Raw genomic sequence first — 18839 nt, 5'->3', positions numbered from 1 at the left:
TGGTCTATATGAATCATCGAGACTCTACACAAATACCGTATACTTGTATACCCATATTTGTATGAGATTAATGCAGGATATTAGCATTCAATATATTGATGATGCTAATACCCTTTGTTGGTTATCTATTTCCGAATTATCAAAATGCGTATATGATAAGCCTCATGAAGCTCGATTACTTATATTAGAGGCATCTGTTTCGGCTGCAGGTGAATTTTTCATGATAAAAGGATATAAGACTAATCCTAAAGCGAATAACCCTATTCCTAACAAGAAAGTTTTCATATCTGCTGTACCGGTTTTAATCACCCAAACAGAGTAAATAAGTGCAAGGATTGTAACAAATCCATCAAGCTTGCGGGAGCCTTTTATTATATCGTACGTTTCGCCTGTAATAACGAGCTTTAATTGATAAACGGCAGTCACGAGATATGGAATCAAGTATGCTAGTGTAGCTACTACAATCGCAAAATTATAGGCTTGTGTAACAGTCCCGGAAATTGTAGAGAACAGGAAGATTTGCGTCATTACATTCGTAAGCGTTAATGAGTTTACCGGACTTCCTTTTTTATTAGTTTTAGCAAAAAACATCGGGAATAATCCGCTTTTGGCCGCTTGGTACGGAACCTCTGAGCTCACTACAATCCATCCTACTGTTGATCCGAATAAAGAAATAAGAGCAAGAAAGGCCATAACAGAAGCACTTTTGCTTCCAACTACAGCTGCTAAAGCATCTACAAGCGGCTTTTGCGAAGTTTTGAGCGCTTCCTCAGGCAGTGCGCCCATCGTCAATAAGGTAATCCCTACATAAATTATCATAGCGATAAGAAGACCGATCATAGTCGCTTTCTTAACGTCACGCTGAGATTTAGCACGGTTTGATAACATAACGGCAGATTCAATTCCAATGAATGCCCACAGCGTTGCGATAGCACCGGCATTCACTTGACCGCCTAAAGATACTGATTTTCCGCTTTCATTGACAAATGATGCACCGTTTCCAAGGTTTGCTGCATCAAAAACAAAAACAGTCAAAACAATAAACAGCGCGAACCCGATGATCTTCGTGACAGTAGCCATAAGGTTCACTTTTCCGGCACTGTTTAAATTTTGAGAAAGAATGATTTGAATGCCCCACAACATGATTGTACAAATGAGAAATGTTACAAATTTTCCAAGTTCCAGCTCGAATGATCCGATAGTAAGCAATATTGTTTTGCTTTGCATTACCGGAAAGAACGTTGACAAATACCCGGCAAAAGAAATAATAACTGAAGCTGTAGCGGCCCAGTTCGCTGCCCAATAGCCCCATGCCATACTGTATCCAGCAACTTTTCCAGCCTTAGGAGAAGAAAACATCGCTTGTGCATAGCTTTGCGGTCCTGATTTTAAATCAGGTTTTCTCATTGCTAAATTTCCGAATACAAGCGCAATCATAAATACGCCTAATCCTGTAGCGCCCCAAGCTAGGATCGATCCCATCGGACTGGTTACTTGCGCTAAATTTGATGGAAGCATGAAAATGCCTCCGCCTACCATATTCCCTACGACAAACGCAGTTAAAATCCATAATCCCCATTTTTTCATTTCCATTTTTCATTTCTCCTTTATTCATTTGTGTTGTAACATTCGTTGTTGAATCTGCACCATCCAACACCTTGTTAAAACCATTAACTTCATGCTGTAAAAAACAAAAAGAGCCATGCTGGTATAAAAATACCTACATGGCTCTAATAGCAACGTAGGTACAACGGGAATAACCCTTGTACCTACGCGTAATTTTTTTACGCAAGGTTCAAGGGTTTATGTATGATGATGCAGTTGTGCAAATAAAGTTACGTTAAACATAGCTCATTGCTCCCTTTTCCTCTGAATTTTAGCTTAGTCTAACATAATTTTTGTTATTTGTGAATAAAAATTTTTCGAATTGTAATTTTATTATGAGTTTTTGCGGTTAAGCAATTGTGAACTATCAATTATTTGGCGATATAAACTTCAAGTGAAAGGGAGACATGGTTGATTTGAGATTCGGAGATGGGGAAATAATAATTTTTACAGGCAAAAAAACGAGAGTATCTAGAATCTCTCGTTTTTTTGCTGCTGTATCTTAAGGTTCTCTTATAACTCTTTCTAATAATATGTTATATAAGTAAACCACTGCGTACGGTATTAGATACGAAAAGAAAGTAAAAAAGATGTTCCAGCCATTGCCATAAGTTACTCTTCCAACCTGTACCAATAAGTATTCCAGCAGTGTTGTAAAAAGGGCGACAAGGAGGATGACTATAAAAGGGTTTTTGTTTTTCAGCTTAATGGAGTAAACCATCAATGTTCCCAAAACCGGATAGAGCCCCATATCAAGCGGCAGTGCTGAAAAAGATTTATGCCCATCGATAATCGGCAGGACATTCCAGAATCCGAAATAAAACCCCAGTTCATTGATTAGGAATGCAATCATACTGGTGAAAGGGAATGTGCATAATAGGATTTTTTTATCTTTCCTATATAAATAAATGCCTGCCGGAAGCGGAAGAAGAAGCCCGAGTATAAAATTCAGTAACATATATCTCCCTCCTTTCACATTATTCTGGTTGGATTTCCATTTTTCATACGTGATGTAAGGAATGTATAGAAGAACTTTTGTCAGTTGGTTAAAACTTCATATAGTTTTTATATAAAATAAAAGAATAGGAGCTGTTGAAAATGCAAACGTTTGCCGAAAATAATGTGGAATGGTGGAAAAAAGCGACGGTGTACCAAATTTATCCGCGCAGCTTTATGGATTCAAACGGAGATGGTATTGGGGATATTCAAGGGATTATCTCAAAGCTTGATTATTTGAAAGAGCTTGGCGTAGAGGTAATCTGGCTGAGTCCTGTATATGATTCTCCAAACGATGATAACGGCTATGATATTCGCGACTATGAAAACATCATGCATGAGTTCGGCACAATGGAGGATTTTGATCTGATGCTTGCCGAAATGCACAAGCGCGGTCTAAAGCTTGTGATGGACCTGGTTGTGAACCATACGTCTGATGAGCATGATTGGTTCGTACAGTCCCGCAGCAGCAAAGACAATCCGTATCGCGATTTCTATTACTGGCGTCCCGGAAAAGACGGCAAAGAGCCGAACAACTGGGGCTCCGTGTTCAGCGGTTCCGCATGGGAGTATGACGAAGCGACAGAAGAATATTTTTTGCATATTTTCACAAAAAAGCAGCCGGATTTGAACTGGGAAAACCCGAAGGTGCGCGAAGAAGTATACAAAATGATGCGTTTTTGGCTTGATAAAGGAATCGACGGCTTCCGTATGGACGTAGTCAACTTTATTTCAAAAGTGCCGGGCTTGCCTGACGGGGACCTGCAGCCAGGACAGTTGTACGCAGACGGCGGGAAATATTACTTAAACGGACCTCGCATCCATAAATTTATGCAAGAAATGCATCGTGAAGTTTTATCCAAGTACAATATTATGACAGTAGGGGAAATGCCGGGAACAACGCCTGAGGACGCAGTTCTTTATACAAATCCCGAACGTAAAGAAGTGAACATGATTTTCACGTTTGAGCATATGGATCTTGACAGCGCGCCGGGCGGAAAATGGAACTTAAAGCAGCTTGAACTAATTGACTTAAAAGATAATTTGGCAAAGTGGCAAATCGGATTGCACGGCAAGGGCTGGAACAGCTTATACTGGAACAACCACGATCAGCCGCGCATCGTATCCCGTTTCGGAAATGACAAGGAATACCGGACAGAATCGGCAAAAATGCTGGCGACGTGTCTTCACATGATGCAAGGAACTCCTTATGTGTACCAGGGCGAAGAAATCGGCATTACAAACGTACGCTTTGAACACTTAGCAGATTACCGCGACGTAGAAATATTAAATATGTATAAAGAACGCACGCAGCAAGGGTTTGCGTATGAAGATATTATGGAATCTATCTATGTAAAAGGGCGCGACAATGCAAGAACGCCGATGCAATGGGATGACAGCGAAAATGCAGGATTCACAACTGGCGAACCTTGGATCCGCATGAATCCAAGATACACAGAAATCAATGTGAAGCAGGCGTTGGAGGACAAACACTCCATTTTCTACTACTATCAAAAGCTGATCAGCTTGCGCAAGGAAATGGATATTATGACAGAAGGCGATTTCCGCCTGCTGCACCGCGAGCATCCGGCTGTATTCGCTTATGAACGTACATGGAATAACGAAAAGCTGATTGTTTTATGTAATTTCAGCGGCGAAAATCAAACAATCGAGGATGCGGCGCTTCTTGAAGAAACAAAGAAAGCGGCTATACTTATCACCAATTATCCGGAAGAAGCAAAAGAGGCGTTCGCATTAAAGCCGTATGAAGCGGTTGTATACTTCAAAAAATAACCCAGCTGAGGAAAAAAGGATGAAAACACTCCATTTTCCTGCTACTTTGCTATTGAGGTTTTTCGTGCATTTTGCAGTATGTTCTATTGTGACAACATAGGAAATAAGGAGAGCAAACAATGACAAAACACTGGTGGAAAGAAGCGGCAGCTTATCAAATATATCCAAGAAGCTTCATGGATTCTAACGGAGACGGAATCGGCGATCTGCAGGGAATTATCTCGAAGCTTGATTATTTGAAGGAGCTTGGAATCGATGTCATATGGATTTGTCCGTTCTATAAATCTCCGAACGATGACAACGGCTACGATATCAGCGATTATCAAGAGATAATGGAAGTATTCGGCAGCATGGCGGATTTCGATCAGCTTCTGGCAGAGGTTCACAAGCGTGGCATGAAACTGATTATTGACCTTGTTATCAATCATACGAGCGATGAGCATCCGTGGTTTATCGAGTCTCGTTCATCTAAAGATAATCCAAAGCGCGATTGGTATATTTGGCGCGATGGCAAAGACGGCAAAGAGCCAAACAACTGGGAAAGTATCTTCAACGGCTCTGCATGGGAATATGACGAAGCGACAAAGCAATACTTTTTGCATGTGTTTTCCAAAAGGCAGCCTGACTTGAACTGGGAAAATAAAGATGTTCGATTTGCGCTGTATGACATGATGAACTGGTGGCTTGGTAAGGGAATTGACGGCTTCCGCGTAGATGCCATTTCCCATATTAAAAAGCGTGAAGGCTTCCCGGATCTGCCAAATCCGAATAACTTAGATTACGTTTCGTCCTTTGCTTGCCATATGAACCAAGAAGGCATTCAAGAGTTTTTAGAAGAGCTCAAAGTGCAAACGTTTGCTAAATATGACGTTATGACAGTCGGCGAAGCGAATGGCGTGACTGTAGAAGAAGCAGAAGAGTGGGTCGGTGAAGTAAAAGGGAAATTCAACATGGTCTTCCAATTCGAGCATTTGGATCTTTGGGATAAAAGCAAAGTCGGCGAAATCGATGTTGTATCCTTGAAGAAAACTTTAACGAAATGGCAAAAGGGATTAGAAAACCATGGGTGGAATGCATTATTCATTGAAAACCATGACAAAGCGCGCGTTGTATCTACATGGGGCAATGATCAGGAATATCGCGTAGAGAGTGCCAAAGCATTTGCGGTGATGTATTTCTTAATGCAAGGTACACCGTTCATTTATCAAGGACAAGAAATTGGGATGACAAATATTCACTTTGAATCCATCGAAGAATACGACGACGTAGCGATCAAAAACTTCTATCGTGTGGAACGTGAAAGAGGGCGCTCTCATTTAGATATTATGGAAGTTGTCTGGAACAGCTGCCGCGACAACTCACGTACACCGATGCAATGGGATGACAGCGAAAACGCAGGCTTTACAACAGGCACGCCATGGATTGGCATGAATGAAAACTATGCAGAAATCAACGTAAAGAATGATATGGAAAATCCGAACTCCATCTGGAATTTCTATAAAGATATGATTCGTCTTCGCAAGGAAAATGAAGTATTTATATACGGCACATATGATTTAATCATGCTGGAAGATACGCAAGTATACGCTTACACAAGAACGCTGGGCGATAAGCAAGCGGTCGTAATCGCAAACTTAACAAAAGAAAAAGCAAACTACGAATGCACAAGCTGTGCATTATCCTCAAGCAACATGGCATTAAACAACTATCAAGTAAAATCGCATACTAGCGTATATAAGTTTGAATTGCAGCCTTATGAAGCACGAGTATATTTTATTTAATAGTGAGAGACTGTTTGTTTCATGCCGGATGAGCGGTCTCTTTTTCGTGAATGGTGATGAAATATTTGGAGAGGATTTTTAAAGGATGTTTCTTATGCAGTTTAAAAATCGAAACACTAGTGCAAGTGTGAATGGAAAAAGTTTGAAAATTTAACTATGATGTTGTATATTATAAATCAATATACTAAACAACAAGCGATGAAAAGGACACGAGCTATTCTTTACGGTTTTACAGAGAAGGAAGAAATGCTGAGATCTTCCTAACGCAGGGGAATAGCTTACCGCCTCCGAGCTGTATTGGGGAAAAACAGTATCCAATACCGTAGCTGCTACGTTACAGCAAATGGAGCCATTGTAACCTTATGAAAAGGTTTGGTGGGAATCTGGGTGGAACCACGGGTATTAACACACTCGTCCCTATTTTTAGGGATGGGTGTGTTTTTGTTTTGAATTGAATATAAACAAGCGATGAAAAGGACATGAGTCATTCTTGACGGTTTTACAGAGAAGGAAGAAATGCTGAGATCTTCCTAACGCAGGGGAATGACTTACCGCCTTCGAGTTGTATTGGGGAAATAACAGTATCCAATACCGCAGACGCTGCGTTACAGCGAATGGAGCCATTGTAACCTTATGAAAAGGTTTTGATGGGAATCTGGGTGGAACCACGGGTATTAACACACTCGTCCCTATTTTTAGGGATGGGTGTGTTTTTTTATTAAACAATTTGGAATGGAGTGGTTATGATGAGTGAAAAGGTAATTAAAATCATCTTTCCGAATGGTTGTGAAAAGGACTATTCAAAAGGGATCACATTGGAAGAGATTGCGGAGTCAATTAGCCCAGGTTTAAGAAAGAAAGCTATTGCAGGACAAGTCAATGGTCAATTGTTCGATTTGCGCAGAAGCATACATGAAGACGCAAAAATCGAGATTTTAACTTTAGATTCAAAAAGCGGCTTAGGAATATTGAGGCATACAGCTGCCCATGTTTTGGCACAAGCAATAAAAAGAATGTATGGCAATGTAAAATTGGGAGTAGGTCCTGTTATCGAAAACGGATTTTATTATGATATAGACCTTCCTAACAGTATTGCTGTTGAAGAGCTACCTCGTATAGAAAATGAAATGAGAAAAATTATTAACGAAAACTTGGAGATGCAACGAATTGAAGTTACTCGGAATGAAGCAGAAGAGATTTTTCAAGATTTGAATGACCATCTAAAGTTAGAACTTTTGCGAAATATTCCTGCTCATGAAAACATCACACTTTATAAGCAAGGCGAATTTGTAGATTTATGCCGCGGACCGCATTTGCCTTCGACTGGATTTATTAAAGCTTTCAAATTAACTCATGTTTCAGGAGCATATTGGCGCGGTGACAGCGACAATCAAGTTCTTCAGCGAATATACGGCATCGCATTTCCTTCCCAAAAGGAATTGAACGAACATCTTTTATTTCTAGAGGAAGCTGCAAAGCGAAATCACCGGAAGCTCGGTAATGAGTTAGAGCTGTTCATGTTTTCTGAAGAAGCGCCGGGCATGCCGTTTTATTTGCCGAAGGGTCAGGCGCTGCGAAATGAACTGGAATTCTTCTTGAGAAAACTTCAACAGCAGCATAATTACGAAGAAGTCCGCACGCCTTTCATGATGAATCGAAGGTTATGGGAAAACTCCGGGCATTGGGACCATTATAAAGAAAATATGTATTTCTCAGAGGTCGATCATACAAGCTTTGCGCTAAAGCCGATGAACTGTCCCGGCCATATGCTCATTTTTAAACATAAACTGCATTCTTACCGTGATTTGCCGATCAGGATGGCTGAATTCGGTCAAGTTCACCGTCATGAGTTCAGCGGCGCCCTTAACGGACTATTGAGAGTTCGTACATTTTGTCAAGATGATGCCCATATTTTCGTTACACCTGAACAAATTGAAAGTGAAATTAAGTCGGTAATCAAACTAATTGACTATGTTTACAGTACACTTGGTTTTAATTACGAGATAGAGTTGTCCACAAGACCGGAAAATTCGATGGGAGACGACGAATTGTGGAGAAAAGCGGAAGGCGCTCTGCAAAATGTACTTGAGCAATTAAACTACAACTATAAGGTTAATGAAGGTGACGGTGCGTTTTACGGCCCGAAAATTGATTTTCACATCAAGGATGCTTTGAAGCGAAGCCACCAGTGCGGTACAGTCCAGCTCGATTTCCAAATGCCGGAGAAATTCAATTTGCATTATATTGATGCTAAAAATGAAAAGCAGCATCCTGTCGTGATCCATCGCGCTGTATTCGGTTCCATTGATCGATTCCTTGGAATATTGATTGAGCACTTCGCTGGAGCTTTTCCAGTTTGGTTGGCTCCTGTCCAAGCGAAGATTATTCCTGTATCAGTTGAAGCGCATCAACAATATGCCAAAGAGATTGAAGAAAAATTACAAAATGCCGGCATAAGGGTTGAGCTGGATATGCGTGATGAAAAACTTGGATATAAAATTCGGGAGGCGCAAGTTAAAAAGACTTCATATATCCTTGTAATTGGAGATAAAGAAGCCGAAAATGGGGCTGTAAACGTTCGTAAATATGGCGAGGATACATCTGAAGCAGTATTGTTTGATGAATTCCTTACAAAAATTAAGCTTGAAATTAAAAATAAAGATTCATTTTTAAACCAATAGCAAGCAAAAAAAGAAAGCCTATTAATCTAAGGCTTCCTTTTTTAATTCATGGTGTAGACTTTAAGCCATGAATACCTCGCAGCGTAGTTAAATGGGCCTTTCCATAGCGCAAAGATTGCTAAAGCCAATTGCGTATAATCTGATAGCTTTTTCGTTGTGGGCATATACGGCATATACATTTAACCGTACTGTACCATAGTTCTTTAATCTCTTTCATCGATGCGAACGATTCCGCCGTGCTCGAAATCATCCGTTTCCAACAGCTTAACAACCGCTTGCGCAACGTAATTCGGAGATAGCAGTTTTCCCTCTTTTTTTAGGGCAAGAAACCGATCTAAGTTAGTAAAATCTTCTTTGTTCGTATTGCGTATTTCTGCCTGCATATCTGTATCTATTACACCTGGCGCAAAGGAAATCACTTTTGCAGGGTATTCTTTTCCTTCCTCTTCCATAGCTACACAACGCGTAAACATATCAATACCTGCTTTTGTCGTACAATATGCACCCCATCCGTAGTACGGATTCTTCCCGGCGCCGGACGAGATATTCACAATGCGCTTATCCAGAGGAGCTTCGTGCGTGCGTTTTAGAAACTCAGAAGTCAACAGCATCGGCGCAAGCAAATTCACGTGGACATTCTCAATGAGTGTGCTTGCTTCAGCGCGTTCAATCGGCTTCATTGGCGCAAGCATGCCAGCGTTGTTGATTAAGTAAATGGCATTCGCGCTGTCAACATCCATGAGTGAGAATACCTCATTCATTAGCTCTTCAATTTCATATGAGGTATGCAAATCAAAGCTGAAAGGATAAAACAACGTTCCGTTTTCCTTTGCCATTTCCTCAAGCTCTATATTGCGGCTTCTGGAAATAGAAAATACAATCACTTCTTGTTCCAGAAGCTGACGCACGACAGCTTCTCCAAGACCGCGGGACGTTCCAGTAACAATTGCGTATCTCATGAGAAAATCCCTCCTTTTTCTACAAGATACCACATGATTCGCAATCTGGCTACTATAAATAGTTGATATAAAGCGGTTTTTCGATAAAGGAAAACCGCTTTGCTAACATTGGCACATGTGTTTCTAACAAAAAGAAGCTGCAAGCTGAACAAGGTATCTTGCGTCCTATATCCAAGCCAGACGCCGACAACTACATAAAGGTGATTAAGGACGCTTGTAATAAAGTGCTCTGGAATATACCGCTGCCAGACTCCTTTATAAAAAATCCATTTTGCATGAAACGGATAAACAGCTCAATAAAAGGAAATATATATGAATAAAAGGACAAGAACCACCCTAATAGGGGAGTTCACAAGACTTATATATCGGCTACCTTGGTTAATAAAGTAGATTCGTAGATATCTTCAGGGGAAGGTAAGTTTTGCTTCGTTAATTTTATTCTCTCGCTTAAATATGCAGCATTTACTAATGTTGAACAGATAAAACGTGTTTTTTCTACATGGTTATCAGGGACATGAAAGATATACCTAAGAAACTGGTGTACAATCTCTCCGAAGTCATAGGGTTTACCAAGTTGTTGTTCTGCATACTTTACAATATTTGCTGCTTGTCCAGTAGTAAGGGTTTTTAAACGAAATACAGACGTGTAGCCAGTGTATTGATTAATAGAATTCCGAATTACACCCATTGGCGTTGCTTCAATAATTTCCATAGTGTCTGGATTGGAAACTAAAGCAACATGACTAAATTGAGAGTGTGTAATAAGTTTAATCCCTGTATCTATCAAATATGCCCCTTTAACAAGGATGATATCTGCTTTTTGGAGATGTGAATTTCCTAATATTTTCAACTTCCTTATATTCGTTTTAATAGGATATTCAAATGGAAGTTAAGAGGTTTGGGGGAATGTTCTGAATATAGGATAGCTTTTATAGAAAAATTTTTAGGGGAAGACAAGATAAAAACTTGATTTGGTGGGGAAGGAGTGAGAAGCGGTGCAGGACCTGATCAGACAGTACAATAAAGTACTTTATCAAGTAAATAAGGCGAAAAAAGGACAAAGGTTCAAAAGTTACTCGTTTGAGACAAAGTTACAGGCTGTTCGTATGCGAATAGAGGGAAAATTGAAGCGAGAAGTTGCAGCGGAGTTGGGAATTGTAGACAAAGATCAGATTAAAGTGTGGATGCGTCGATATCGGGAACACGGTGAATCAGCCTTGATTGATAAGCGGGGGAAACAGTCCTTACTTATCATAAAAACCACCTCACTAAAGGTGGCTTTTAAGGTCATTTGCATTATATCTTTTCCAATTAATCTTCCTGAAATCGAGACCTGCGAGAATTAATGTAAGGTCCGTTCTGCCGTGGTACACGATTCTACCTTTACGATCTGTACTCATCAGCAGGATAGGTACATCTGGAAAATAAGGCACAAAGCGGTTTCGGATTTGATCAATGTAACTGTCCGAGTTATAAAATACACCATTTTCTACAACAGCAATTGCAAACTTTACACCTTGCTCACTAACTATAGCTCCATCAAATTTCATAGTATTTCATCTCCAGTAATTTATGTATTCAGATGTATTTCGACAAAAATAAAGGAAATTCCTTCAATTTCATAAAAATTATATTTTCAAATTCCTAAAAATCAGAGGGGATTTCAATGTTATTAACAACTTATGATAACTTCAATCCGGATGTTATGGAACTTCAATTGAATTTTATAGAAAATTAGGGTGTTTTGCTGAAGTTAAAGTCAATGAAGTTCTATATGAAGATAAGCGTCTCGAGAGTTTTCTTCTTATATTTGGGATAAGAAAGCTGCAGATCGTGGTGAGGATAACGTAGTTAAATAGAACGACCACCACATGGATAGTGACCGTTACTTTGTAAATACAATCTTATTCGGAAATACAAAAGCTAAAGCAGTACCATCCTTATATTAAAGTGAGATATATAGTTTTCGAATTTCATTTACTGTATTGCTGTTAGAAATACTAAATAATAGAAGGATATAAAAGAAACAGCACAGAAATAAAATAAAGATAGAAATGAAACGAAGGAGAATCACACATGCAAATCACAACAAATAGACTCATAATCCTTCCATGTACGCGGGATTTAGTGAAAGAGAAGGATTATGAAGCAGGCGACCATATAATGATGTATTTGAAGGAGCTCAGACAAAATCCGGATATGTCTGGCTGGGGCGTGTGGTATGTTATGGAAAAGGAAACAAACCGAGTGGTCGGTGATCTTGGCTTTAAAGGAAAGCCGAATGAGGAAAGAGAAGTGGAAATCGGTTACGGCATACTGCCGGCCGTTCAGAAAAAAGGCTATGCGACCGAAGCGGTAACGGCGCTTGTAACGTGGGCGTTCGGCACGGAGAAGGTCTCAACTGTACTCGCGGAATGCTTGGAAACGAATGCGGCTTCAATCCGTGTTTTGGAGAAGGCCGGGTTCACGAAAACAGGGAAGCGGCATGAGATGATTGATTGGCGCAAGGAAAATCGTGAAACGCAGAAAACACACTAAAGAGCTAGTGTGTTTTCTCTTTCCATTCCTCTTTTAAAAGACCGAAGATTACTACATCCTCCACTCCCTTAGATGTTTTTGTTTTAAAAGCTATTAGTAGATATTCATAATCATCTCAAACTCAAAAATAAGGGAGTGTTTGTTTTGCGAAATGAAATAAAGATTGAAGGAAGAGCAGCATACATATCTTGTTTGGAGAATGAAGAAAAAATTTTCATAAGTTTATATATCGCAATAAACCTGAGCCATTAAAAAAGCAACTGAACGTGTTCAGTTGCTTTCTTCCAATGCTTGCTCGCTGTCCGGAGCCACTTCCTGCGCTGCTTTCGCTACATATAAAAAGCCTAGTACGAAGACAGCTGAAAATGCCCAGTTCAAGGCCTGTCTCAGTATAATGCCTTTGTCAAAAGCGTCCACGCCGTAGCGGAGAATAAGCCATACTTTAATACTTGCAAGCACAATGTCACGAATAACAAAGCCAAGCGTGATGAGCTGAAAAATAGAAAAAAGTTTCTTTTTCATAAATAACGGTTTCATGTGCTGGCGGTTTTGTCCTTGCAGCTCCACGATATCTAATGCAAAATATAAAGCGATTGGTTTTTTGATGATGATTGTAAGGAAGAAGACGGCCCCTAGCGTATACGCATAATAAACGTTATTCCATAACAGCTGAATAGCCGATCCGGCCAGTACATCTACCAGTGCCCCGACAACAAGATTCACCAGCATGAAAATGCCGAATACATTGAACTGCTTCAAGGCTACGAATCGGAAGACGCTGTAAATGATGCCGGGCGCAGATGACAGCAGCATCGCATAATAATCGCCAATCATGTCTCTGCCGTAATTCCAGACGACCAGAGGGAATACAAGAAAGAAAATGATATCGTATAAAGCTACTCTGTTTTTCAATAGGACCACCTTTCTGTAACTCTGCTATACAACAAATTATAGTTACTATATTGATAATGTTCAATATGTTATGAACATGGATTTGCAAGTGAATGATAAAAGGACCCATTTCTTTTGAAATGAGTCCTTTGAAGTAGCAGCTTATAGAGCTGATAATCGTTTAAATAATATATTGTTCTCCAGATGAACATGCTGGAACAAGTCTGATTCCAGTTCCTCCAAACGCTTATATACCATTTGATACGTACGGCAAGCGCCTTCCGGGGGGGTGAAGTCAAATGTGATTTCGCGAAGCTGCTTGATGATAGAGCCTGCTTGATCATGCTCAGATTCCAGCTCATCTAAAGCAGCAGTTGCTTTTGCCAAGTTTTCCGGCGTAGGATTTTGTTCATATTCCATAATGAGAGGGAAGATGCTGACTTCTTCTTTTATTGTATGCTGTTCCAGCTCTGTTTTAAGATGATGGTAGAGTGAATGTACTAGCGCGAGATGAGACTGATGTTGTCCATGAACACGGAATACCTTCGTGACGTACGGGCTGAGCTGCGGGAGTTCCTCATTCAAATAGCTATGATGCGTATGGACAATATGATCGATAATGGCGGAAAAGCTTGCTTCATTCCAGTTTTGCTCATTTTCGGATGCGGTGTACTGACTGTAAAGAGAATTTAATGTAAAAAGTAACTCATTTATAGAAACGGACTTATCTTTTGTTGCTTCTTCAATTGTTTTGTTGCCGCCGCAGCAAAAATCGATCCGGTTTGCTTTAAAAAGATCGCTTGCTTTTGGAAATACAGCTACAGCATCTCCAACACGAGATTCGCTTGTGAATTGTGTATTCATTCCTGTCACCTCTGACTCCGATTTATTTACAAATTCAGCATACCGAAGATGAAAGAGGGAGAGAGTGATGCGGCTCACAATAGTCGTTAACACTTTGTTACGAATTTCCTGCATGCTGTGACAATTATTTTTTATCTTGTCTAGACAGAAAAAAACATCCTTCTTAGTGAAAGGATGCTTCCATATATCGCTACATAGCTTCAACTCGTTTATACACTTCCTCTTTTTCCTCCAATGAAAGCATCTGCTCAGCCATCGGGAATAACACTCGTTCTTCCTTCATAAAGTGATCTGTCAAAATGGTACACGCATTTATGATGAACTGCACAAGACGAACGGTGCTTTCCTCTGTCAATGCAAGGGAGGGGTTATCAGTTTTTTCCAGAAATGCCGCTATATTTAATTTGGCTTGCTCATGCTCGTATTCCATAACTGCAATCGGTCCCATCTCTTTACCGATATAGTTTGCCATCATTTCAAACAGAACGTCTTCTTCTTTTTTGGAATGCAGCTCTAGTACGTATAAAAACGCCAAAACTTGTTTACGAAGCTCAGCTATTTTTAAAAAGGCATTTTTCGGTTCTTCCTGTATTGCAGATGAATTTTGAAATAATGCGAGCTTTAAAGTATTTAAATGTATATGCTCATCTTTTAATTTTTGCAAAGCAGGACATAGCATTATTTCAGCACTTTGGGATAAATGACAGCCTTTACCCATGAAAAAACCTCCTTTTGTCTTCTGCTTGTATCATACTGAAAAAACAAGAACGGAGTTGTGACTATGCTCACCAAATGAAAGATGTTCACAAAACGTTCTTGAACATAGTACAATTTACATGCAAGCATTTTAATTCGACATATAATAGCAACTGAGGGTTTTGTTTAGAATGACAACGGGAGGGGCAGGTGATACGATAGCGCATGACCTGTAATGTAATGGAAATGGAGAAAGAACTTCGAAGCTTTACCGCACTGGTGGAAACAACACTGCTTCAGGATTTGCATATAAGAAGCGAGAAACCGCACGATCCCATTCGTGTCAAGAAGGTGCCGAAAGAATGGGAATGTATTGGTACCGGCAATTATGCAGCGGTGTTTATGCATCAGCAGCATAAGGAATGGGTTGTGAAAGTGTATGCGCGCGACGTGGAAGGGCTTGAAAAGGAAGCCGCCGTATACGAAAAGCTCGGCGTTCATCCCTCTTATTCATCCTTGCTTCATAAAGAAACTTATTATTTAATTTTACAGCGGTTGAAAGGGATGACTTTGTATGACGCTTTTCATAAAGGTGTTCGAATACCGGAGAGTGTTATCGAGGATATTAATGAAGCGCTCGACTACGCAAGAAAGCGCGGTTTAAACCCTTACGACGTTCACGGTAAAAATGTAATGATGGAGGACGGAAAAGGATATGTGGTCGATGTATCCGACTTTTACAAAAAGGGAGAAGACTCGAAGTGGAGAGATTTAGTAAGAGCTTATTATAAAATTTACTTGCCCTTCTTCTATAAATATCCTATACCTGTACCTTATCTGCTTTTGGATATGGTACGTCACTCGTATCGTTTTTATAAAAAACTGCGAAAATTATTTCAAAAGGACGCCTGATGAGAGGCGTCCTTTTCTATCCATATTGTTTGTAAGGATCAAAAATATGAACTGAAAATGAATGTATACGGAAGATTGTATGATATGCAAGAATGCCGTCTTTTTTTGTAAAAGCTTGGTGTTAATGTTAGAATTTCTGACATTGCCCTTTTACATAATGGTAAACGAGGGGATGTAACATTTTAACTCATTGTCTAATGTTAATTTTTCAGAATATTAGTACAATTAAAACAAGCTTTGCACTAGATATATGACAGGGAAGGGGAGTGAGCATAACAGATAAAGTCAAGATTGGTTTGATACAAACCAATCTTAAAGTTCCGGGAGATGCATCTGTAGACATACATAAAGAGAAAGCAAAGGGGTAGGACTTCTATATAAATATCCTATCCCTTTTTCTATAGGAAGAAACGAAAGAGGGGGCTGGGGCGAGTTGAACAAAGCACAGTTAGAAAGAAACTTTCAAGAGATAGAGGCTGGTCTATCCAAACGCGAAGCAATAGAAGAAGCGAATCGTTGTTTATATTGTTACGATGCACCTTGTATTCAAGCGTGTCCAACTGGAATTGACATCCCGTCGTTCATTAAGAAAATCGCTTCCGAAAATATAAAGGGTTCCGCCAAAACAATCATGCTTTCCAACCCTGTCGGCGCAAGCTGCTCGCGTGTATGCCCGACAGAAGAGCTGTGCGAAGAGGCGTGCGTGCTAAATCATTCTACAAAGCCGATTATGATCGGCAATTTGCAGCGCTATGCAACAGACTGGGCCATTCAAAATGAACAGACGTTATTTGAAGCAGGAAACAAAAACGGAAAAACGGTGGCGATTGTCGGCAGCGGTCCAGCCGGTCTTTCAGCGGCGCGCGAGCTGGCTCGGATGGGATATGCTGTTACAATCTTCGAAGCGGAACAAGAAGCCGGCGGACTCAATACGTATGGTATTGTTTCGTTCCGTTTGCCGCAAGCTGTTTCTCATTGGGAAGTGAATCAAGTCAGAAGGCTCAATGTAGAAATTCGTACAAATACGCGTATCGGAACAGATATTCCAGCACAGGAATTATTAGATGGGTTTGACGCTGTTGTCTTGGCAATCGGCATGGGACGTGTTCCTGATCTCCATATCGAAGGAGAAGAACTGAACGGTGTTCATGATGCGATTGAGTTTGTGAAACAAACAAAAGGCAACGAGCTGCCGAGCGAATATGCAGGAAAATGGATGGTTGTTATCGGTGCCGGCAACACAGCGATCGACGCCGCTACATGCTCTGTCCGTCTCGGTGCTGAAAACGTCAAAATTTTATACCGTCGTACAAAAGAAGAAATGACGGCTTATGACTTCGAGTATAAATTTGCCAAGCAAGACAGCGTTGAATTCAGATGGCTGACGGCTCCAAAGCGCATAGTCGGCAATGGAGAAGGAAACGTCATCGGCATTGAATGCATCAAAATGGAATTGACAGAAGCAGGCGAGGATGGAAGACGCCGTCCTGTACCGGTAGCAGGATCTGAGTTTGTATTGCCGGCAGACGGCGTTATTAAGGCGATCGGGCAAGTCAGACATCTTGAGCTGATCGAAGAGTTTGCATTAGCGCATAAGTCAGGCGTTGTCACAGTAGATTTGAAAACGTATCAAACCTCCAACCCTAAAGTTTTTGCCTGTGGTGACGTTGTATTTGGAAAAGGACAAGGGGAAGCGATGGTTGTAACGGCTGCGCAGCAAGGAAAGCAGACAGCTTATGCTATTCATGAACAATTAATAAAAACAGCTGCTGAAACAGCTTAAGGAGGAGACACGCTATGGCAGATTTACGAATCAATTTGGCAGGCATACAGTCACCGAACCCGTTTTGGCTCGCGTCAGCACCCCCGACGAATTCCAGATATCAAGTACAACGAGCGTTTGAAGCAGGCTGGGGCGGCGCTGTTTGGAAAACGCTGGGAGAACCGATTTTGAACGTATCATCCCGATTTGCAGCTGTCAGCTTTAACGGGCAGCGTGTGGCGGGCTTCAATAATATCGAGCTTATTACGGACCGTCCTCTTGAAGTGAATTTAAAAGAAATCTATGAAACAAAGAAACGTTTTCCAAATCATCCAATCATCGCGTCTCTTATGGTGGAACCGAAGCAGGAAAAGTGGCATGAGATTGTAAAACGTGTGGAGGATGTCGGCGTCGACGGGCTAGAACTGAACTTTGGGTGTCCGCACGGAATGGCGGAACGCGGCATGGGATCGGCTTCCGGTCAAGTGCCTGCGCTTGTTGAAAAGCAAACGCATTGGGCGAAAGAGGCAGCGAAAACACCGGTTATCGTCAAGCTTACGCCGAACATTACAGATATCACGGTTACAGCTGAAGCTGCGGTTCGCGGCGGCGCTGATGCGGTAAGCATGATTAATACAATTAACAGCTTGGCCGGAGTTGATTTGGATTCATGGAATACGATTCCGCACGTTGCTGGAAAAGGAGCGCACGGCGGCTACTGCGGTCCGGCAGTAAAGCCGATTGCGCTGAACATGGTGGCAGAATGTGCGCGCAATCCGCATATCACCGTTCCGATTTCAGGCATGGGCGGCGTTTCAAGCTGGAAGGATGCCGTGGAATTCATGCTCATGGGAGCGACTGGCGTACAAGTGTGTACAGCCGCTATGCACCACGGCTTCCGTATTGTAGAAGATATGATTGACGGCTTGAATAACTACTTGGATGAAAAAGGAATCGCCTCTGTGATGGACTTGGTCGGAAAGGCTGTTCCGAGATACTCAGATTGGGGCAATTTAGACCTCAACTATAAAGTGGTGGCCCGCATCAATACGGATATTTGCATCAACTGCAACAAATGCCATATCGCTTGCGAAGATACATCGCATCAGTGCATTGACATGTTGAAAGACACTGCCGGAAACAGCTACTTGCGCGTACGCGAAGAGGACTGTGTCGGATGCAATTTATGCTCGATCGTCTGTCCGGAAGAAGGAGCTATTTCGATGGTAGAACTGAAAAACGAACTGCCGCCGATGACTTGGAACGAGCGTCAGGCAGCGTTATCCGCATCTGCAAGCTGTAAGATTGATAGTTTGAAATAAAGTGAAACTACCATCAGCAGGATCATTCCTGCTGATGG

17 protein-coding genes, 1 pseudogene and 1 other annotated feature are annotated in these 18839 nt (G+C 41.1%); of the genes and pseudogenes, 10 read left to right on the top strand and 8 right to left on the bottom strand.

Annotation, left to right across the window (positions count from 1 at the left end):
* Nucleotides 1-162: 162 nt before the first annotated feature.
* Both H540_RS0107345 and H540_RS0107340 read right to left on the bottom strand, forming a co-directional pair.
* On the bottom strand, nucleotides 163-1593 hold the full coding sequence (locus tag H540_RS0107345; RefSeq protein WP_028400081.1) for an amino acid permease: 1431 nt from the start codon (nucleotides 1591-1593) through the stop codon (nucleotides 163-165).
* 514 nt (nucleotides 1594-2107) lie between these two features.
* Complete coding sequence (locus H540_RS0107340) at nucleotides 2108-2563, bottom strand: CBO0543 family protein (RefSeq protein WP_028400080.1); 456 nt, start codon at nucleotides 2561-2563, stop codon at nucleotides 2108-2110.
* A gap of 140 nt (nucleotides 2564-2703) precedes the next feature.
* Here H540_RS0107340 and H540_RS0107335 point away from each other — a divergent pair, with 140 nt between their 5' ends.
* The 3 genes from H540_RS0107335 to thrS all read left to right on the top strand — a co-directional run bounded on the left by H540_RS0107335 (nucleotide 2704) and on the right by thrS (nucleotide 8857).
* On the top strand, nucleotides 2704-4395 hold the full coding sequence (locus H540_RS0107335) for a glycoside hydrolase family 13 protein (RefSeq protein WP_034670520.1): 1692 nt from the start codon (nucleotides 2704-2706) through the stop codon (nucleotides 4393-4395).
* Nucleotides 4396-4514: 119 nt separating this feature from the next.
* Entirely contained in the window at nucleotides 4515-6176 is a 1662-nt protein-coding gene (locus H540_RS0107330; RefSeq protein WP_028400078.1) for a glycoside hydrolase family 13 protein, read from the top strand.
* A 459-nt stretch (nucleotides 6177-6635) separates the two neighbouring features.
* Nucleotides 6636-6870, top strand: a binding site (T-box leader).
* 52 nt (nucleotides 6871-6922) lie between these two features.
* Nucleotides 6923-8857 carry a threonine--tRNA ligase gene (gene thrS / locus H540_RS0107325; RefSeq protein WP_028400077.1) on the top strand — a complete coding sequence of 645 codons (1935 nt, stop codon included), beginning with the start codon at nucleotides 6923-6925 and terminating at the stop codon, nucleotides 8855-8857.
* A 203-nt stretch (nucleotides 8858-9060) separates the two neighbouring features.
* Here thrS and H540_RS0107320 read toward each other — a convergent pair whose 3' ends face one another.
* Nucleotides 9061-9816: a (S)-benzoin forming benzil reductase gene (locus tag H540_RS0107320; protein ID WP_028400076.1), complete on the bottom strand. Its 756-nt coding sequence runs from the start codon at nucleotides 9814-9816 to the stop codon at nucleotides 9061-9063.
* An 83-nt stretch (nucleotides 9817-9899) separates the two neighbouring features.
* Here H540_RS0107320 and H540_RS35480 point away from each other — a divergent pair, with 83 nt between their 5' ends.
* The gene (locus H540_RS35480) at nucleotides 9900-10136 is read left to right on the top strand and encodes a RusA family crossover junction endodeoxyribonuclease (RefSeq protein ID WP_081415050.1); all 237 of its coding nucleotides are present in this window, start codon (nucleotides 9900-9902) and stop codon (nucleotides 10134-10136) included.
* A gap of 38 nt (nucleotides 10137-10174) precedes the next feature.
* On the opposite strand, the gene H540_RS0107315 is transcribed toward H540_RS35480, so the two are convergent.
* Nucleotides 10175-10666, bottom strand: a complete 492-nt coding sequence (locus H540_RS0107315; RefSeq protein WP_028400075.1) for a YiiX/YebB-like N1pC/P60 family cysteine hydrolase — start codon at nucleotides 10664-10666, stop codon at nucleotides 10175-10177.
* A 145-nt stretch (nucleotides 10667-10811) separates the two neighbouring features.
* Here H540_RS0107315 and H540_RS31895 point away from each other — a divergent pair, with 145 nt between their 5' ends.
* A complete protein-coding gene (locus tag H540_RS31895) occupies nucleotides 10812-11162 on the top strand; it encodes a helix-turn-helix domain-containing protein (RefSeq protein ID WP_281172468.1) in 351 nt (116 codons plus the stop codon).
* On the opposite strand, the gene H540_RS33775 is transcribed toward H540_RS31895, so the two are convergent.
* A complete protein-coding gene (locus tag H540_RS33775) occupies nucleotides 11085-11366 on the bottom strand; it encodes a hypothetical protein (RefSeq protein ID WP_162144528.1) in 282 nt (93 codons plus the stop codon). The genes H540_RS31895 and H540_RS33775 overlap by 78 nt on opposite strands.
* A 240-nt stretch (nucleotides 11367-11606) precedes the next feature.
* On the opposite strand from H540_RS33775, the pseudogene H540_RS34435 reads away from it, so the two are divergent.
* Nucleotides 11607-11765: pseudogene (locus H540_RS34435) on the top strand (PBSX family phage terminase large subunit); the annotation flags it as partial.
* 127 nt (nucleotides 11766-11892) lie between these two features.
* Entirely contained in the window at nucleotides 11893-12354 is a 462-nt protein-coding gene (locus H540_RS0107305; RefSeq protein ID WP_028400074.1) for a GNAT family N-acetyltransferase, read from the top strand.
* A 270-nt stretch (nucleotides 12355-12624) separates the two neighbouring features.
* Here H540_RS0107305 and H540_RS0107300 read toward each other — a convergent pair whose 3' ends face one another.
* From H540_RS0107300 to H540_RS0107290, 3 genes are all read right to left on the bottom strand, one after another.
* On the bottom strand, nucleotides 12625-13266 hold the full coding sequence (locus H540_RS0107300; protein ID WP_028400073.1) for a VC0807 family protein: 642 nt from the start codon (nucleotides 13264-13266) through the stop codon (nucleotides 12625-12627).
* A gap of 141 nt (nucleotides 13267-13407) precedes the next feature.
* Complete coding sequence (gene ric / locus H540_RS0107295; RefSeq protein WP_028400072.1) at nucleotides 13408-14109, bottom strand: iron-sulfur cluster repair di-iron protein; 702 nt, start codon at nucleotides 14107-14109, stop codon at nucleotides 13408-13410.
* A 190-nt stretch (nucleotides 14110-14299) separates the two neighbouring features.
* Nucleotides 14300-14827, bottom strand: a complete 528-nt coding sequence (locus tag H540_RS0107290) for a hemerythrin domain-containing protein (protein ID WP_028400071.1) — start codon at nucleotides 14825-14827, stop codon at nucleotides 14300-14302.
* Nucleotides 14828-15045: 218 nt separating this feature from the next.
* Here H540_RS0107290 and H540_RS0107285 point away from each other — a divergent pair, with 218 nt between their 5' ends.
* The 3 genes from H540_RS0107285 (at nucleotide 15046) to preA (ending at nucleotide 18801) form a co-directional block, all read left to right on the top strand.
* Nucleotides 15046-15717 carry a serine/threonine-protein kinase gene (locus tag H540_RS0107285; RefSeq protein ID WP_028400070.1) on the top strand — a complete coding sequence of 224 codons (672 nt, stop codon included), beginning with the start codon at nucleotides 15046-15048 and terminating at the stop codon, nucleotides 15715-15717.
* A 433-nt stretch (nucleotides 15718-16150) separates the two neighbouring features.
* On the top strand, nucleotides 16151-17500 hold the full coding sequence (locus H540_RS0107280) for an NAD(P)-dependent oxidoreductase (protein WP_028400069.1): 1350 nt from the start codon (nucleotides 16151-16153) through the stop codon (nucleotides 17498-17500).
* 14 nt (nucleotides 17501-17514) lie between these two features.
* Complete coding sequence (preA, locus tag H540_RS0107275) at nucleotides 17515-18801, top strand: NAD-dependent dihydropyrimidine dehydrogenase subunit PreA (RefSeq protein WP_028400068.1); 1287 nt, start codon at nucleotides 17515-17517, stop codon at nucleotides 18799-18801.
* Nucleotides 18802-18839 lie beyond the last annotated feature (38 nt).

It is taken from the genome of Ectobacillus panaciterrae DSM 19096, from assembly GCF_000430785.1.
Lineage (GTDB): Bacteria > Bacillota > Bacilli > Bacillales > Bacillaceae_G > Ectobacillus > Ectobacillus panaciterrae.
This window is presented reverse-complemented; position numbering and strand designations above follow the sequence as displayed.